The sequence below is a fragment of the Pseudomonas sp. LBUM1661 genome (assembly GCF_059695925.1).
Window position 1 is genome coordinate 3,517,210 of sequence record NZ_CP166794.1, and the last position, 14,865, is coordinate 3,532,074.

The window sequence follows — 14,865 nt, forward strand, 5'->3', positions numbered from 1 at the left end:
GTGAACTCCTCAATGTTGCGGGATGGTTGAAGCGTAAGGAAAAGCAGACGCCAGCGCGCTGGCGGCTACGGTAAATCGATCGATGGCGAACGGTTCCAGTGAGATGTCCGAATGCTCGCCAAGAATGAGTTGGGCCAGACGCTTGCCGGTGCCAGGGCCCATCTGAAAGCCGCTGCCGCAGAAACCGAATGAATAACTCAAGTGACTGGCTTTGCGACTGGCGCCGATCACCGGCAGATCATCGGCCGTGAATGCTTCGACGCCGGCCCAGACGCGATTGACACCCAAGTGTTTTAAATGTGGAAACAAATCAGTGACCGTGCGCGCGCTGCTGCCCAGTCGCTGCATGTCGACCTCGCCATGGCGCGCGAGAAAATCCAGTGACCCGATCAGCTTGCCACCAATCACTACCGTACCATTGGCAAACTGTTTGAACGACAGTGCTCGGGTTGTGGCTCCCAGCACGGGGGCACAGAAAGGTGCCACGCGATGGGTGACCATCAGCATCAACCCTTCCGGGTGCACGGGCACCGGCTCGCCAATCTTGGCCGCCAGGCCTGCGGCCCAGGCGCCTGCCGTCACCACCAGGTGTTCGGCAGTGAAACTGCCCGTAGGCGTCGACACTCGCCACCGGGTACCTGTCTGCTCGATGCGTTGCGCGCACGTGTTTTCGTGAATCTGTACGCCGCGTTTTTCCGCGGCCAGGCGAAACGCGGTGACGGTTTTGTAAGGCACCGCGTAACCGTCGTCCTCGACCCAGATGCCGCCCGTCACGTGCCGCGCTACGGCCGGTACTTTGTTGAACACCTGGTGTTGATCGATCAACACTTCATGGCTGAAACCCAACGCCTGAAGGTGCTCGACCCGCTGCCGGCACGCCTCCAGTTCCGCCACGTTCTCCGCCAGTTTGAGCTGGCCGCTGGGGACAAAACCGCCATCATCGCCCAGCGTGTTTTTCAGTTCATGCCACAGATCACGCGAGGCTAGCGCCAATGGAATTTCCGCAATGTGACGGCCCAACGTGCGCACGCCACCGGCATTGACGCCGGAGGCATGGCGGCCGCAATACTCCGCTTCCAGCACGGTCACCTTGACCCCGGCTTGTGCCAGATAAAACGCCGTGCTCAAGCCATGGATACCGCCACCGATGACCAGCACATCAGCCTGGCGTTTGCTCGACTCACTCACCGGCCAGCTCTCCCAACGTGATGGGTTTGATCGGCGGACGAATGCGGTAGTAACCCACTTGCGCCGCCGATACGCCACGGGCCTTGGCGATGACTTCGGTCACGGTCAGGCCGCACATGCGCCCCTGACACGGCCCCATGCCACAACGACCAAATGACTTGGCCTGGTTCGGGCCCGAACACCCCAGGGCGACGAAGCCGCGCAGTTCGCCCGCCGTCACTTCCTCGCAGCGACACACCATCACCTCATCGGCCGGAATGCGGTTTTGTTCTTTGGGCTGATAGAGCGCATCGAGAAAAGGCCGAATCCGCAAGTTGGCCTCAAGCTGCACGCGCAACACGCGAGCCTTGTCATCACGTTCAGCGGTGCTGAGGGTCTTGAGTTGTGAGGCGATCCCCAGCGCCGCCAACTGGCCCTGCACGGCCGCTGCCTGAGCGCCACCGATGCCGGCACCGTCTCCGGCGACGTAGACACCCGGCACATCCAGTTCACCCCACGGATCGGTGACCGGCCTGAAACACAGCTGATCCAGATCCCATTCATGCCGCGCGCGCAATGCCTGACTGAATTGGATATTCGGCACCACGCCCTGATGCAGCAGCACGCAACGGGTGGCGATGCGCTGCGCCTTGCCGGACACGCTGAAGGTCAGGGCCTGTGCCGCCTCTTCGCCCTCGACCGCCAGTTGCTCGGCACCGCTGTAATGAGCGATCCCGGCACTGCGCAGGCTGCGCATCAGTTCCAGCCCCTTGCGCAGATAAGGCCAGGCGCGCAGAGCAGCAAACAGGTGCCGACGGGCACGCCAGTAATCGGCGGGATGCGTGGTGTCGACCAGGGCTTTGATCTTCACGCCAGCCCGCAGGTACTGCCAGCCGAGCAAATACAGGAGCGGGCCACAACCGGCCAAGACCACCGGTTCGCTCGGCGCCAGGCCTGAGCTTTTCAGCAGGATCTGCGCAGCACCGGCACTCATCACGCCGGGCAAGGTCCAGCCGGCAATCGGAAACGGCCGCTCCATGGCACCGGTCGCCAGCAACACGGCTTTGGCGTCCAGGGTATACAGACGCCCGTCGCGCAGATAACTGACCTGATGATCGCGGGTCACCTGCCACACCGAGGCGTCTTTTTCATAGCGCACGCTGGACGATGCCAGGGCCTGAGCCAGTTGATTGCCGTGAGCATAATCCGGCCCGAGCAGGTCCCGTCGCGACAGCGGCGCCAGGGTGATGCCCCGATAAATCTGACCACCCGGACTGCCCTGCTCATCCAGCAACACCACCTGCAAGCCCAGCCCGGCCATGTGCGTCGCGGCGGCCATGCCGGCCGCGCCTGCACCCACCACCACGACATCGACGGTTTCGCGGTTCATGACTGCACCTCCACGGCCTGGACATTCATCGGTTGATAGATCAAATCCCGGGCGCCTTCCTGGGAACGAATGCGCATGCCGTCAACCACTTCGATCAGGCAGCTTTGGCGATTGGGAACGCCGTCGATGTCCACCAGGCACTCGAAGCACACGCCCATCATGCAATACGGGGCACGGGGCGATTCGCTGACCGGTGTGGCGCGAAACCGGCTGATGCCGGACATCAGCAATGCCGCGGCGACGCTGATGCCAGCGGGCACCGTCAGCGGTTGATCGTTGAAGGTCAGGCTCACGGTCCGCGTCGCCCTGACTTCACTGATGACGGGTTGAAACAGCGGATCAGTGCGCATGTGAAAACACCTTATCAGTTAGAAAACGATCACCGGTAAACACCTCCAGCTCATCGGGGGGAGCCCCGCCCATGATCCACGGCGCGATGCGCAAGGCATGGGCCGCCGCCAGGGTCACGCCGCTGTGGCAGGTGACCACGAAGGCACCGGGGTGGGCGCTGGATTGCTGGTAGATGGGAAATCCGTCCGGGCTCAGCACCCGCAATGCGCCCCAGGCACGGACCAGCCGCACATCACGCAGCAACGGAAAAGTCGAGACGCCGCGTTTGGCGATGGCGGCCAACACGGCAGTGGAAGTGCCGTCATCGAAACCCACCTCCTCCATCGAATCGCCCAGCTGCACCGTGCCTTCGTCGGTCTGCCGGACATTGAGGGTCGGGTAATCGAGAAAGGGCCGCACCCGCTCACTGATCAACACCTGCCCGCGATTGGGTGCGACCGGTGCATACAGGCCCACCTGCCGCGCCAACGCCGCGTTGCCGAGCCCGGCAGCCAGCACGACCCGTGGCGCGACAAAGCAACGCTGACCGGCCTTGACACGAAATTCTCCGGGGGCGCAATCGATGCGATCGACCTGCACGTTGCCATGCAGTCGTGTGCCCTTGGCCTGCGCCGACGTGTGCAAGGCCCGCAGCAGTTTCAATGGATTGACGTGGCCATCCTGCGGCGTGTAACTGGCGCCGATCACGGCCGGTCCGATCAGCGGCAAACGCGCTTTCACGTCGGCGGCGTCCAGCATCTCGAACGGGTAATCACCCAACGCATCCTGCAAGGTCTGTAAGCGTGACTGGCGCTCCAGCAGTTCTTCGTCGCTGAAGCACGGGTGAAAACCACCCGGTTGCTTGAGCTGCACGTCGACGCCGCTGTCGGCCATCAGCGCTTGGGCAAGCGCCGGCCAGCGACTCGCCGAAGAGCGCGTCCAGCGCGCGTAATCCGGCAGGTCATGGCCCTTGCCCTGGACCCAGACCAGGCCGAAATTGCCCCGCGAAGCGCGAAACGCATCGTCGCCCTGATCGAGGACCACGGTGTCGACACCGCTGCGGGCCAACCCATAGGCCACCGCCGTCCCCACCAGCCCTCCGCCGATCACAATCACGTCCGACTGCACGACGTTGTGTCTGTCCTGGCTCATTTGCCTTCTCCGATCAGTACCCGATCCAGCCCGACCAGGCGATCCAGCACCAGCATCAACAACACGGTGCCGACGATCAGCACCGTGGAGACGGCGGTGATCAACGGGTCAATGGTCTGGGAAATCTGGTTGTACATGGCCACCGGCAAGGTGGTGGTGCCGGGCGTGGCGACGAACACGGTCATGGTCAGTTCGTCGAAGCTCTGAATGAATGCCAGCATCCAGCCGCCGATGACACCGGTGCGGATACGTGGCAAAACCACCCGGTAGAAAGCCGTCCAGCGCCGCGCGCCGAGGGACAAGGCCGCCTGTTCGATGTCGCGCTCCAGGCCAATGGTCGAGGCCAGCGTCAACCGCAATGCGTAAGGCAGCACCACGATTACATGGGTAATGCTCAGCGCCCAGAACGATCCGCCAATCTGCGCCATGGAGAAAAATCGCAGAAAGGCAATGCCCAGCACCACGGAGGGAATCATCAGCGGCGACAGCAGAAAACCAGTCAGTGTGCCGCGCCCTGGAAACTCGTATCGGCTGATCGCCAATGCCGCCGGGACCGCCAGCAACGTGGCGACGGTGGCCGAGACCAGGCCCAGCTTGAGCGACAGGAAGAGCGCATCGAGCATTTCCTGGTTCGCAAGCAACGCCCGAAACCAGCGCAACGACAAACCGTTGGTGGGCAGCGATAGATAGCCCTTGTCGGTAAACGCCATCGCCATGACCACCACCAGCGGCGCGACGATAAACGTGATGAACAGCAGATGAAACAGCAGCGAGAAAAATCCGTTCTTGTGCATGGCGGGTTACTCGAAGACTTGCTTGAAGCGACGCTCGGCCAGCTTGCTGCAACCCAGAATGATGATCAGGTTGGCAACCAGCAGGAGCATTGCGATGGCGGCGCCGAGCGGCCAGTTGAGGGTGCCGAGGAATTCGTCATAGGCCGCCGTCGCCACCACCTTCAGACGTCGACCACCAATGATCGCGGGGGTCGCGAAGGCTGACGCCGCCAGGGCGAAGACAATGATCGAGCCGGAGAGAATGCCGGGCATGATCTGCGGCAGGATGATGCGGCGGAACACCGTCAGACGCGACGCGCCGAGGGACAGGCCGGCCCATTCCACCTGCAGGTCCAGGCGCTGCAAAGTGGCCCATACGGCAATCACCATGAACGGCACCAGCACGTGGGTCAGCGCGATAATCACTCCGAGCTGGGTGAACAACATCTTCACCGGTTGATCGGTAATCCCCAGCGCCTGCAAGGCATCGTTGATCAGACCGTTGTTACCCAGCAGGATCGCCCAGCCGAGCGTGCGGACCACCACCGAGATCAGCAACGGCCCCAGCACCACCAGCAAAAACAACGAACGCCAGCGCGGCGCCATGCGCGCAATGATGATGGTTTCCGGTACGCCGAGCAGCACGCAGAGGACCGTGACCGCCAGTGCCATGCCGCCGGTGCGCAGAAAGATTTCGTGGAAATAGCCGTCCTTGAACACTTCCAGATAATTGCCGAGGCTGTAGACCGGCAACACGCCTTCGGTGTCGCTGAACAAATTGAGCGACAACACCGCGGTCAACAGCAGCGGCACCAGCAACAGCGCAACGAACACCAAGAGTGCCGGCCCGCTCAGCAACCACGGCGCCGTGCCGACGTGTTCGGCGTCATACCTGGCCATGGGCGACCTCCCGATCCAGCAGACGCAGGTCGTCGTCTGACCAGTCCAACCCGACTTCAGCGTTTTCATCGGGCGGTGGCGAGCCCAGGTTGGGCTGGGTCATGTGCACCACACCAAAGCTGCTTTCCACCGCGATCAACCACAGGTTGCCGAGGAACACGCGCAGGCGTATGCGCCCGTTCAAACGTCCCCTGCCCGCCTCCGTCAGGCGGATTTTTTCCGGGCGGATGTAGACGTTGACGTCGTTGCCCAGCGAGCGATCCTCGTGAGGTACGTGCAACAGCGTGTCCTTGACCTGCACATTGCAGCAGCGAGCATTGCGGGTTTGCACCGCGCCCGCGAAGGCGTTGGTCTTGCCCAGGAACGCCGAGGCAAACGGTGAATGCGGGCGCTCGTACGCTTCGTAGGGTGTGTCGATCTGCACGATCCGGCCTTTTTGCATCACCGCGATACGGTCGCTCATGGTCATGGCCTCGACCTGATCGTGGGTCACCAGAATCGTGGTGATGCCCAGGTCGCGTTGAATCGCCCGCAACTCGATGTGCATCTCTTCGCGCAGTTTGGCGTCGAGGTTGGACATCGGTTCGTCGAGCAGCAACAGGTTGGGCCGAATGGCCAGGGCCCGGGCAATCGCCACCCGTTGCCGTTGCCCGCCTGACAGCGCCTTGGGGTAACGCTCGCCGAGGCCGCCGAGGCGTACCAGGTCCAGGGCTTCGTCGATACGCTTGCTGCGTTCGGTCTTGGGTACGCCGCGCATTTCCAGGCCGAAACTGATGTTCTGCGCCACGGTCATGTGCGGGAACAGCGCGTAGCTTTGAAAGACGATGCCCAGGCCCCGCTGCTCGGGACGCACATGGGTGATGTCGCGGCCATCGAGGACGATGCGCCCCTCGGTGGGCTGGACGAAGCCGGCAATGGATTGCAGGGTGGTGGTTTTGCCGCATCCGGAAGGCCCGAGCAAGGCGATGAATTCGCCGTGCCGGACTTCCAGGTTCAATCCGTCGATGGCCCTGAAACTGCCATACGTCTTGACGATGCCTTCGAGTGTGAGAAATGCCATTGGCTTGCCACGCAGGCGCGGGCCTGCGTCTCCAGAATGATTTCGGGAAGGATCGGAACCCCTGAGCGGCTAGCGTTCGACCGTGCGATTCCAGCGCGTCGTCCACTCGCTGCGCTGCTGGTTGATCGTGTCCCAATCGACCTTGATCAACGCACTGACCTTCTCCGGGCCATAGGGCATGCGCGCGGCAATGTCCGGCTCAAGCGTGACGGTCTGGTTGACCGGCGCGAAGCCGTTTTGCCGGGCCTGGATCGTCTGCACCTCGGGTGACAACACATACTGAATGAATTGCTGCGACAGCTCCGGCTGCGCATTGGGCGTGATGCCACAGGCGGCGATCTGCAAGGCAATCGCGCCTTCTTTGGGGTAGATGAATTTGAGCGGGAAGCCGGTCTCTTGCAGCGCCACCGCACGACCGCTGCCATACACCGCCATGACCACGTCGCCGTTCTGCATCATCCCGTCCATTTCACCGGGGGCCGACACCCAGGCCAGGACATTCGGGCCGATTTCATCCTTGAGCGCCTTGAAGCCGGGGTTGATGTCCTTCTCACCGCCGCCCCGCAGACGGGCCATTTCCACCAGGGTGTGCAAACCGTAGGTGTTGGTCACCGGTGGCATGCCCAGCAGTTGCTTGTAGCGTGGATCGGTGAGGTTTTCCCAGGAATCGGGCGGTGCCCAGCCACGCTTCTTGAACGCCTCTTCGTTGTAACCGATGCCTGTGGCGACCATGCCGACACCGGTGGCTTCAGGGCTGATGCGCGCCAGCGGATAGAGGTCTTTGTAGACCGGGGCATCGCTGAGTTTTTCGCACAGGCCCAATTGCAGCGCCTGGTACATCGGCCCGTCGTCCATCATCGCCACGTTGATCTGCTGACGGCCCTTCTGAGCCTGGAGTTTGGCCAGGGTTTCGGTGGAGTTGCCGGCGACGTAGACCACTTTGACGTTGTGCTGTTTCTCGAACGCGGGGATGACTTTGGTCTTGTACATCTGCTCGGTGGAACCGCCGACACCGGCGACATACAGCGTCGGCTCGGCAAACGCGGCGCCACTGCCCAGCCCGACAAGGGCGACAGCGACAGCAGTGGTAATGCGGCTCAGAGGGCGAAACGGCGGTGTTGCTGAGGTCGAGTTATGGCTATTCACAGACTATCTCCGAAGTGCGTGGGGCAGATCGAACAATGCGTCAGTCGCTTCGGCGTCAATCGAAGCCATGCACCGCAGTGCATGTCCCGGCGAATACATCACGGGATGGCGCATCTTCATGTGCGCTATGGGTTGCTGGTTTGAAGTATTGCGAGGCACTATCCATAGGGTCAAATCACAATATCCGGGTTAGTTATTCATATTTGATATGGATGGTCGGCATGAATCTCAGGCAGATAGAAGCGTTCCGCAGCGTCATGCGATTGGGCTCGATGACCGCGGCGGCGGAAGTGCTGTACACCTCGCAGCCCAATGTCAGCCGGCTGATTGCACAGCTGGAACTGAGCACCGGGCTGACCCTGTTCAAACGCGCGGGCGTGCGGCTGATCCCGACCCAGGAAGGTCAGGCGTTCTTTCATGAAGTGGAACGTGCTTATGTCGGCCTCGACAGCCTCAAGCATTCGGCGAAGAACATCCGCAATCTGGGCACCGGACGTTTGCGTGTGGCGGCCGTCCCGTCGACCGGCATGAGCGTGCTGCCCGGGGTCATCAAGACCTTCACCGACTCGCGCCCGGAACTCACGATGTCGTTGCACGTGAACTCCTCGCCGACGGTGGAGCAATGGGTGAAATCGCAGTTCTGCGACATCGGCATCGTGGTTCATCCCGGCGACGTCAACAGTCAACAGGTCGAGTTGCTCGCCGAGATAGCAGCCGTGTGCGTGTTGCCTCGCTCACATGCGCTGGCGGAACGATCGCAGATCACCTTCGAAGACCTCGAAGGGCAAGCGTTCGTTTCGCTCTGTCACGGGGATGGCACACGCTCGCTGGTGGATGGCTTGTTCGAGCTGGCAGGCGTCGAGCGGGTGATGGCGGTGGAAGCGCAATACAGCGCGATCAACTGCGAAATGGTCGCACTCGGCATGGGCGTCACCCTCGCCCATCCGTTGGTGGCCAAGGATTATCGGCATCGGGATATCGTGATCAGACCGTTCAGACCCGACATCCTCTTTCCCACCTACGTGATCTGGCCGAACGCACAAACGAGGACGCAACTGGCCGAGGAGTTCGTCGATACGCTGAAGGCGTACTACCGAGACGCGGTGGATGCCGTTTAGCTCGACCCGGATCACTCCGCCGAAAGCCCACCGGCCCTGATCACCGAATCGTTCAGGACTTCACGATTTTGACACTTGCGAATGTCGATTCATCACGTGCCTGATCCAGCAAGCTCATCGGCCGTGTCGATGGCAATGCCTGCGTCGTTTGCCTTACTGTCACTTGCCGCAGCGTTTGCGTCACCAAGCGCTCGTCGCTGGGAGGAATGCCAAAACACTCGCGATAGCACTTTGAAAAATGCGGTGTCGACACAAAACCACACACCACAGACAACTCTACGATGGAGATCGGTGTTTGCTTGAGCAACTGACGCGCGCGGATAAGGCGCAGTTTGAGGTAATACCTCGAAGGCGAGGACTGTAAGTACTTCTGAAACAACCGCTCGAGTTGTCGACGGGACAAGCCGACATAATTTGCCAGTTCGTCCAATTCGATCGGTTCTTCCAGATTGGCCTCCATCAGTGCGACGATTTCCTGCAACTTCGGTTGATGGGTGCCGAGCATGTGCTTGAGGGGGACTCGCTGGTGATCCTGCTCGTTACGGATGCGCTCGTAGACAAACATTTCGGAGATGGCCGCTGCCAGTTCATGACCATGATCGCGACTGATCAGATGCAGCATCATGTCCATGGGGGCGGTTCCACCAGAGCAGGTGAAGCGGTCACGGTCGAGGGTGAATAGACTGGAACTGAGGTTCACGCGCGGAAAAGCTTCCTGCATGGCAGCCAGAAATTCCCAGTGCACGCTGCAGTCGAAACCATCCAGCAACCCCGCCTGGGCCAAGGCCCAGCTACCAGTGCACACACCCCCGATGCGTTTCGTGCGCCGCGCCTGGGATCGCAACCAGGTCACGTGCTCCCGAGTCACCGCGCCTTGAATGCCAATGCCACCGCAGACGATCACCGTATCAAGCATCGCTGTGTTATGCGTCGACGAATCCGGCGTGATCGGCATGCCGTCGCTTGCCCATACCCGCTCGCCTCCCAAGCTGAAGGTGTGCCAGCGATACAGTTCTTGACCGGTCAACTGATTGGCCATTCGTAGAGGCTCAACCGCAGACGCCAGCGAGATCAACGTGAATTGATCCAGCAGCAAAAAGCCAATGGTTTGGGGGTGTGCGGGCTTGGAGGTGTCGTATGCCATCGAAGTTACTCTCGCAGCGAACGGTAAGGACCCGTGGCGCAGGCGGTGTTAACCGCCCCGCCGCTGCTCGCGCACTGATCAGAGCGCAAGCAGGTTTTTGCGCGGAATATGACGACTACGCACGTTGCGCCGACACCGCCCTCTGCGGTCGCCCATGGTGACGCGTGGTCACAAGGCCGATGAAAGAAATCACCAACGCCAGGCCGATGGTTGAAGACACTTCCAGACGGTGCTCTGGCGTCACCATCATCACCGCCAACGCTGCGCAGATGAAGGCGATGACCAACCAGGTGAGCCAGGGAAACAACCACATCTTGAAGGTCAGCGTGACGTTCTGCCGACGCAGAATCTTGCGCATGCGCAATTGCGACACGGCGATCACCAGGTACACCAGCAACGCAATGGCACCGGAACTGGCGAGCAGAAACTGGAATAAACCAGCGGGCATGAAGTAGCTGAACAAGGTCACACCGGCACCCAGTACGGTGCTGGCAATCACCGCCGCCCTCGGCACGCCCGCCGACGACGTTACCCTCAACGGCTTCGGAGCATCACCGCGCTTGCCCAAGGAAAACAACATGCGCGAGGAAATATAGATCGACGAGTTCATGCAGCTGGCCACGGCAATCAACACCACCATATCCACCAGCAACTTGGCATGGGGAATGTTCATCAGCTCAAGTGCCCGCTGATAAGAGCCTACCGACGCCAGCATCGGGTCGTTCCAGGGCACCACGGAAATGACCACGAAAATGGACAGCAAGTAGAACACGCCGATGCGCCAGATCACCGAACGTGTGGCTTTGGCGATGTTCTGCGCGGGGTTGCTGGATTCGGCGGCTGCGATGGTCACCGCTTCTGTCCCGATGAAGCTGAACATGATGGTGATGAACGCGCCTACGACCGCTGACAAGCCGTTGGGCGCAAACCCGCCATGCTCCTCCATGAGTCGACTCAACCCGCTGGCTTCCCGCTCGGGAATCCAACCCATCAGCACCGCAAAACCAAGGCCGATAAAGCCGATGATCGCCACGACCTTGGCCATCGCAAACCAGAATTCGAACTCGCCATATTTGGACACGCTGAACAGGTTGGTCACGACCAACAGGACAATGGAAGACAAGGCAAACAGCCAGGTGTCGATCTGGGGAAACCATTGATTCAAGACATGCCCGGCGGCGAGCGCTTCGATCGGTATGACCAACACCCAGAACCACCAGTAAAGCCAGCCGATGGTGAAGCCGGCCCAACGCCCGATCGCCTGGTCGGCATAGGTAGAAAAGGAACCGGTGTCCGGGTTGGCCACGGCCATTTCGCCCAGCATGCGCATGACCAATACGACCAACAGGCCGGAGCATAAATAAGCCAACAATACCGCTGGGCCGGCAGCAGCGATGGCATGACCGGAGCCAACAAATAAACCCGCGCCAATAATCCCCGCGATAGAAAGCATTGTGACGTGACGCGGCTTGAAACCCTGCGCCAACTGACCGTTCGAATCTTTGGAGTTCAGGCTATCCATTGTTTTTTTTTGTTCTCTGGTGATCGACGTTAGAGCTGCTGACTGAGGGTCAGGCGATCATCATTCCTTCCTGTTGCCTCTTATCGAAAGCGGCGAACCTCAGCGCTTCTGAGCATTCCCCATCAGGCTTCACAACGGCTCACTGTCAGGGAATGACGCGCCACCTTACGCGTCTCACCCGTAACGAAAGTAGCCTGAGCGCGCCACCTTCGCGTCTGATCTCGACATTCACCCGTGCAAATATCACGGTGGCGGCCGTGCGAGCCATGCTCCAATGAAACGGTGCTGGGACCACTCGGCAATGAGTCGAGGACGGAGGCACTGATCAAGGGCGTTCAACGGGGGGTGCTTCGCTCATTGGTCACTGACCGGGACTGACGCTGGGCCCGATTGTCTGCGCCAGGTGCCGGGCGATGTGCCGAACTGGCGCTTGAAGGCGCGACTGAATGCAGCTTCGGATTCATAGCCAACTGCAAAGCCGATTTGCGCCACATTACCGCGACCTTCGCGCAGGTGTTGAGCCGCCACATGCATACGCCAGAGCGTCAGGTATTGCATCGGTGGCTGTCCAACAACTGTCGTGAATCGCTCCGCAAACACTGAGCGCGACATGCCCACTTCGAGCGCCAGCGCTTCTGCCGTCCAGCCCTCGGTTGGACGCGCATGGAGCAGCGCCAGTGCCCGCCCGATAGGCGGATCTCGCAAACCCGCCAGCCACCCGCGCTGCTCAGTGGGGAGGTTCGCGACATACTGGCTGACGGCTTCGACGAACAGCAATTCGGACAGCTTGGCGATGACCGTTGTCGAGCCGACGCGCCCCGCCGCGATCTCACTGACAGCGAAACGGAATGAGCTTTCAATCCAGGCTCCCGAGGCCGTCGCGCGCACATCTAACTTCAATAAGGAGGGCAGCGACGAAAGCAACGGACTGAACGGTGTTTCAGAGCCGAGGAATCCGCACAATAACTGCGTGGATTCGCCGCCCCCGCCGTACTTGATTCGTGAAATGCCGCCGACTTCCGGCGGCTGAATGACTTCGCGCGCCAACATGGGCGCAACACGTAGATCGCTGCCAAACGTATGAACGTCATTGCGAGGCAGCAGGATGAGCTCGCCTGCCCGTACGTCGAGGGTGGCACCCTCGTCGATGCGCAATTGCATGTGCCCCGCCGCGACAAAATGCGACGCAATGATATGCCTGGGTGCCGCCAGGAACGGTTTGCAATCGTCTGCAGAGATTCTTCCGCTGACGCACCAGGGCGCGGTGAATTCCGCCTCGAGGAAGACTCCTCCAGACAGCCGAATCACACGCAAAACATCAGAAAGCGCATCTAACAATGGCCAGCCCTCCTTTCCGGAGTCCGGAGCATGTAATCAGGCGCACGGATCATTCAACGCCTGAACGGCGAGGCCTAGATTAGCACCAACGTGGACTCAGTGATCGAACGCTTCACCGAGGGTCATTGACTCCCGCGTCAGCCGCCATTGGCCCATTCCCACTCGACCACGGAAGCCGGAGATCACTATGAACACCGCCGCGACCCTCCCCAGCCCGGATTCGGGCAACATCGCCCGTTATGCGCAAATCGTCAGATCATCGAAGAAAGCGGAATGGCAGATCGATCGCGATTTGCTACAGGACCGTCGCTTCGACTTCTCGCGAAAATTCTTGCCCGACGGACTGTCGCGGATCGACCGCCTGACCTTTCTCGCCGCGGACGAGGCACGCCTGCTTAGCCAGATTCAGGGCCGAACCTATGCGTATCTCTTTGGCCTGGTCGAGCGTTTTATCAGTGCCAAAATGCTCGATCAAGGTCGGGCCCATGTGTTTGACGATCAGTTCGCACTCGAAGCGCTGGTGCGATTTTCCAACGACGAGATCAAGCATCAGGAGCTGTTCCGGCGCATCGAAACGATGATGGGTACTCAATTGCCCGCCGGATATCGACAAGTAGCCGATCCCAACGAAGTGGCTCGCGCAGTGCTGGCGTCCAGCACCTGGTCGGTACTGGCGCTGACCTGTCATATCGAGCTGTTTGTTCAGACGCACTACGTGCAAAGCATCGCCCCGCGCGAGGAGCTGTGCCCACTGTTCAAGGATGTCTTCAAATTTCACTGGAAGGATGAAAGCCGGCATGTCGTGCTCGATGAACTGTAGTGGAACGCGGAGCACGCAAAACTTTCGCCAGCCGAGCGCGACGAGGGAGTCAACGATCTAATTGCGCTGGTGGCGGCCCTCGACGCCATCCTGCAGGCACAATCAGCATCCGATGCGGACTACTTCATACGCAATGCTTCACGATCGTTCAGTGTCGATGAGACGGCGCAAATCAAGGCCTGCGTGCTGAGCGCCTACCGCTGGCAATACATTATCTCGGGCGTGCAGCATCCACACTTTGGCCGGCTGCTGACGCGCATGACAACGCCAGCACAGATGTCCAGGATTCAGACCGCATTGGTACCCATCATGAGCAATTGATCGGTAGGGGCGACCGACCGCGCGTCAGTCGCACTACGGTGGGAAAACGTGCTGAACATGCTTGATTGAGGATGGCAGCCATGACGATTCCGATGTGGATGTTGCTTGGATTTGCAACCTGGACTTTGCTGCTGTTGATGGCCACCGTCGGGGTGTATCGCTGGATCAGAATCCTGTTCTCGAATGTTCCGATTGCCTCCTTCCAAAGCGATCAGCTCGAAGGCGAGGATTGGTATCGGCGCGGGACAAGGGCACACGCAAACTGTGTGGAAAATCTGCCGGTTTTTGGCGTCATCGTGTTCGTGATTTCAGCCCTTGGGATCGACGGCCCTGCAGTGAGCTACGTGTCCATAGTCGTGCTGATCGCTCGCGTGTGCCAGTCCCTGGTCCACGTAGCCCATGTGCAAACCGATACGTTCGTGGCGGTTCGATTTGCCTTCTTTTTCGTACAGTTGGTCTGTTTTCTCGCACTCATTGTGATAGCCGCCAGTTACGGCGTCTGAATACTCAAATAGAGGTCAAACCCATCAAGTTGGCAAACTTGCCGACCACCGTCAGGCTCGCCCAGGTCTGCAATGCTTAGCGCCACCGACTCACTCGGCACCATGTCCTTCAGACTCGCCAAACACTTTGGCGCGAACAGCGTGACGCCATCGCGCACCCAACGTGAAACTGGAAAGACCC

13 protein-coding genes and 1 pseudogene are annotated in these 14,865 nt (G+C 60.4%); 3 read left to right on the forward strand and 11 right to left on the reverse strand.

Annotated features, from left to right (window positions below; translation table 11 throughout):
• Positions 1–9 precede the first annotated feature (9 nt).
• The 8 genes from ACA057_RS16050 to ACA057_RS16085 form a co-directional block, all read right to left on the reverse strand.
• Positions 10–1,188 carry an NAD(P)/FAD-dependent oxidoreductase gene (locus ACA057_RS16050; RefSeq protein WP_497340297.1) on the reverse strand — a complete coding sequence of 393 codons (1,179 nt, stop codon included), beginning with the start codon at positions 1,186–1,188 and terminating at the stop codon, positions 10–12.
• Positions 1,181–2,557, reverse strand: coding sequence for an FAD/NAD(P)-dependent oxidoreductase (locus ACA057_RS16055; protein ID WP_497340299.1), 1,377 nt, complete (start codon positions 2,555–2,557; stop codon positions 1,181–1,183). Before ACA057_RS16055 ends, ACA057_RS16050 begins: the two co-directional genes overlap by 8 nt.
• Positions 2,554–2,907: a (2Fe-2S)-binding protein gene (locus ACA057_RS16060; RefSeq protein ID WP_497340301.1), complete on the reverse strand. Its 354-nt coding sequence runs from the start codon at positions 2,905–2,907 to the stop codon at positions 2,554–2,556. Before ACA057_RS16060 ends, ACA057_RS16055 begins: the two co-directional genes overlap by 4 nt.
• Positions 2,897–4,039, reverse strand: coding sequence for an NAD(P)/FAD-dependent oxidoreductase (locus ACA057_RS16065; RefSeq protein WP_497340303.1), 1,143 nt, complete (start codon positions 4,037–4,039; stop codon positions 2,897–2,899). The genes ACA057_RS16060 and ACA057_RS16065 overlap by 11 nt, the downstream gene beginning before the upstream one ends.
• Positions 4,036–4,833, reverse strand: a complete 798-nt coding sequence (locus ACA057_RS16070; RefSeq protein WP_497340305.1) for an ABC transporter permease — start codon at positions 4,831–4,833, stop codon at positions 4,036–4,038. Before ACA057_RS16070 ends, ACA057_RS16065 begins: the two co-directional genes overlap by 4 nt.
• Positions 4,834–4,839: 6 nt before the next feature.
• The gene (locus ACA057_RS16075) at positions 4,840–5,712 is read right to left on the reverse strand and encodes an ABC transporter permease (protein ID WP_497340307.1); all 873 of its coding nucleotides are present in this window, start codon (positions 5,710–5,712) and stop codon (positions 4,840–4,842) included.
• Entirely contained in the window at positions 5,699–6,772 is a 1,074-nt protein-coding gene (locus ACA057_RS16080) for an ABC transporter ATP-binding protein (RefSeq protein WP_497340309.1), read from the reverse strand. The genes ACA057_RS16075 and ACA057_RS16080 overlap by 14 nt, the downstream gene beginning before the upstream one ends.
• 69 nt (positions 6,773–6,841) lie before the next feature.
• Positions 6,842–7,918, reverse strand: coding sequence for an ABC transporter substrate-binding protein (locus ACA057_RS16085; RefSeq protein ID WP_497340311.1), 1,077 nt, complete (start codon positions 7,916–7,918; stop codon positions 6,842–6,844).
• 221 nt (positions 7,919–8,139) lie between these two features.
• Between ACA057_RS16085 and ACA057_RS16090 the strand changes: the two genes are divergently transcribed.
• A complete protein-coding gene (locus ACA057_RS16090) occupies positions 8,140–9,036 on the forward strand; it encodes a LysR substrate-binding domain-containing protein (RefSeq protein ID WP_497340313.1) in 897 nt (298 codons plus the stop codon).
• 52 nt (positions 9,037–9,088) lie between these two features.
• Here ACA057_RS16090 and gbdR read toward each other — a convergent pair whose 3' ends face one another.
• The 3 genes from gbdR to ACA057_RS16105 all read right to left on the reverse strand — a co-directional run bounded on the left by gbdR (position 9,089) and on the right by ACA057_RS16105 (position 13,040).
• A complete protein-coding gene (gene gbdR / locus ACA057_RS16095; RefSeq protein WP_497340315.1) occupies positions 9,089–10,180 on the reverse strand; it encodes a choline metabolism transcriptional regulator GbdR in 1,092 nt (363 codons plus the stop codon).
• A 115-nt stretch (positions 10,181–10,295) separates the two neighbouring features.
• Complete coding sequence (gene gabP / locus ACA057_RS16100) at positions 10,296–11,702, reverse strand: GABA permease (RefSeq protein WP_497340317.1); 1,407 nt, start codon at positions 11,700–11,702, stop codon at positions 10,296–10,298.
• Between the two features lie 354 nt (positions 11,703–12,056).
• Complete coding sequence (locus tag ACA057_RS16105; protein ID WP_497340319.1) at positions 12,057–13,040, reverse strand: AraC family transcriptional regulator; 984 nt, start codon at positions 13,038–13,040, stop codon at positions 12,057–12,059.
• 187 nt (positions 13,041–13,227) lie between these two features.
• On the opposite strand from ACA057_RS16105, the pseudogene ACA057_RS16110 reads away from it, so the two are divergent.
• Together ACA057_RS16110 and ACA057_RS16115 are read left to right on the forward strand one after the other, a co-directional pair.
• A pseudogene (locus ACA057_RS16110) lies at positions 13,228–14,181 on the forward strand (hypothetical protein).
• 80 nt (positions 14,182–14,261) lie between these two features.
• Positions 14,262–14,684: an MAPEG family protein gene (locus ACA057_RS16115; protein WP_497340321.1), complete on the forward strand. Its 423-nt coding sequence runs from the start codon at positions 14,262–14,264 to the stop codon at positions 14,682–14,684.
• Positions 14,685–14,865: the final 181 nt, after the last annotated feature.